Origin of the sequence: Porphyromonas sp. HMSC077F02, assembly GCF_001815465.1 — a bacterium.
In the GTDB taxonomy this organism is placed as follows: domain Bacteria; phylum Bacteroidota; class Bacteroidia; order Bacteroidales; family Porphyromonadaceae; genus Porphyromonas_A; species Porphyromonas_A somerae.
In genome coordinates, this window is sequence record NZ_KV820673.1 from 1 (window position 1) to 2439 (window position 2439).

Genomic DNA, 2439 nt, shown 5'->3' on the forward strand with positions numbered 1-2439 from the left:
CACCCGCCGCGAACCCGGCTCGGGACTCAGCGGATACCTTGAAGTTAGACCATCAAAGGTCAAGGGGTGTAAAATGGACTATGGCACCTACTTCTCTTTCAACTATCGCAAGGATAATTGGGATTTCTTTGTTAACAGCTGGAATGGCAATTGGAGAGGAATCAATATCACCGACGATGCCACATTTATTGGCAAAATCGGGCAAGACAAGTGGACTAATACCACAAGTATGGTTTCAAAGTTTTGGGGGAACGACCACAACTTTACATTCGGTGTCAATTATTCCGACGACCTGCAAAGTGCTGGAGTACAATATCGATTGAGTGCTGATAACGATTTTTCAACTAGTGAAGGTAAACTCATCAGTTCGCTACAGCAGAATAAACCCTTGTATAGCTTTACAGAAGAATCAAAGCCTTGGAGATATGCACACCGCCCAAGCCTCTACTATTTGCGTAAAATAGGCCAATGGAAAACGCAGATAGATATAGACTACTACGAAAGTACAAAGTCTGAAAAGGCAACTACAACAAAGAGAGGCTACACCGAGGCATACGAATTAAAGGCGTTGAAAGGAAGGAGCGGAGATAAGTACCAATCTGCTGGCGCTAGACTAGATATCGATGGACCTCTCTGGGGCGGTTCGCTGAATGTAGGGGGTGGATACTCGTGGGCCAATAATAGTTTCTTCAACTATAGTGACCCAGAGCTCAAACTCCCCGACCTCAATAGCACTCTCAAGGAGCAAACCTATGTGCTTTATGCCGAGTATAGCCATGCCATCGCCCAAAAGTTTATGCTCACAGCAGGTCTACGTATGGAGCATGTACGCAACCGCTACGATAATCAGGCAATAGAGATCAAGGATTATATCAAGACCAACCTATTCCCTACCCTCTCCTTTGGTGGACAACTGTGGGGAGTCAATACACAGCTATCCTTTAGAAGCCAGATCAATCGGCCGAACTTCTGGAGACTACAGCCAGGCTATCAGTATTTATCCGAATATGAATATCAGGTGGGTGACCCCAACCTCAAGCCAGGACTCTCCTATACTACTCAGCTGATGCTCAATAAGAGCTGGGTGACACTGATGCTTACGCACGAGTACAAAGTCAATTCTCTAACGCAAGAAACGCAGCGAATGAAGGATCCCTCCGATCCTAATAAGTATCTACAACACAAGACCGTTCTGAAGCATATCAATGCTGATCCCTACAGCAGATTGGTAGGAGCCTTAGTCCTTAGTCCTCGGGTGAAGTGGTGGCAGCCCACCTTCACGGTAGGTGCTTTGAAGTTGATTGGATACAACCTCCAGCACTTTGAGGAGACCATCACCAATCGTAAACCCTTCGTATACCTCAATTGGCAAAATCAATTCACCCTGCCCAAGGAGCTGACCATTACTGCCAATCTAAACTACCTACCTACCGGTGGAAGTCAAGACAATCTTGAGATAATTGGTGCTCAAGCATTTCTCAATATGGAAATCTCCAAACGGTGGCTAAAGGATAATGCCCTCACCACAACTTTTTCGCTCAATAACCTCCCCTTTTCACCTATGAAAGTAAGGTTGGTAACTAAGTACACAGAGTTGACCACCACGCAAAGGGTGATGCCAAGAGTAACATTTACCATCGCCTACCGCTTCAATGCAACTAAGCAAAAGTACCAAGGTAAGGGTGCCCTCGGATCCGTCATCGACAGAATGTAGTAAGCAACCACCCCCACCCCACGACCCCTTGCGTGTTGGACGAACCATTCTTTAATCCTAGAATCGGTAGTCCGACCCGCAAGGGGTCGAATATATACGTGTCACCTATAAACCCCCAGTCGTTCGGGGCTAACGCTCCTCCGACAGGGGGCTACGACAAATCGGACCTCTCCGAGGTCCTTACCTGCTTGTCTAGTACAAGGAATACCTGTACGGAAAGTATCTTAAGTTGATTTTTCTAATGTGCAACCCCCGCATATACACTTTCACGTATGGAAGTTCAACCCTAACTGTAGCAGGGCAAAAGTTTAGTTGCATCTCGCCGTTTGCTTAGTTGCATCTCGGCGATCGCTTAGTTGCAACTAAACTTTCGCTTTTATAGCATATTGTATATCAGATAGTTACAAATCGCCTAAAAACGACTATCATAAGCTCGGAATTTATCGGAAGGACCTTGGAAGAAGTCCATTACAATCACCTAAACGTCCGTCTTTGCCGATAGGCACTTCAAAAAGCGGATATTACAGAATGGCGATTTGTAGCCTAGGGGTTACGCATTAGAAAAGATAGTTGTGCGAATGACCATATACAAGATAGTGGAGTAAGGATCTCGGTAGAGGTCCCTCTTAAATAGGCACAGGTCGTTCTAGGCTAACGCCCCTCCGACCTGTGTGCAAGAGCATATTCACCGCCTCCTTGACCCCGGCTGAGGGGTCAGACCTAGA

At 46.3% G+C, this 2439-nt stretch carries 1 protein-coding gene; it reads left to right on the top strand.

What is annotated here, in order from left to right; translation table 11 throughout:
• A partial coding sequence (locus HMPREF3027_RS05335; RefSeq protein WP_168165879.1) for a TonB-dependent receptor domain-containing protein occupies positions 1 to 1714 on the top strand: 1714 nt, incomplete at its 5' end.
• Positions 1715 to 2439 lie beyond the last annotated feature (725 nt).